Genomic DNA, 556 nt, shown 5'->3' on the forward strand with positions numbered 1-556 from the left:
GCGTGGTGGACGGGCGCTGGGCGGGCTTCGCCGCCATAGAGGTGGACCCGGCGCACCGCCGGCAGGGGCTGGCCACGGCCGTGATGGCGGCGCTGGCCCGGCGGGCGCTCGACGAGGGCGCCTCGGCGGCGTATCTCCAGGTGGAGACGGACAATGAGGGTGCGGGGTCGTTGTACGAGGGGATGGGGTTCAGCGATCACCACATCTACCGGCACCACCGGGCGCCGGAGGGCGCCCCGGGGGCGCCCTGACGGGCGCGGCCGACCGGCTGGGCGCCGGGCCCGTGGGCCCGGACGCGGCCCACGGGCCACGGTTCGCGACCGCGGGCTCGCCGGTACCGGACGGGCCTGTCGGTCCGGGCCCGCGGGCCCGAGCATGGGCCACGGCTCACGGGTCGCCGGCGGGGGCGGGCAGCCCGGTCCGTCGGCCCGGAACGGGCCACGGGCCGACGGGGAGAAGCGGCAGGGCGCGCCGGGAGGGCCGGCGCGGAGGCGACGACGGAAGCGGACATGGACGACACCACGGCCAGGAGGCGGCAGTTCGCCGAGGCGGCGCG

The 556-nt window shown here is 79.3% G+C and carries 1 protein-coding gene; it reads left to right on the plus strand.

The window, feature by feature from the left end:
- The coding region (locus ACSNOD_RS31670; protein WP_436770513.1) for a GNAT family N-acetyltransferase at window positions 1–251 on the plus strand (251 nt) is incomplete at its 5' end.
- Window positions 252–556 lie beyond the last annotated feature (305 nt).

The organism is Streptomyces sp. URMC 123 (assembly GCF_051386515.1).
Taxonomy (GTDB): Bacteria; Actinomycetota; Actinomycetes; order Streptomycetales; family Streptomycetaceae; genus Streptomyces.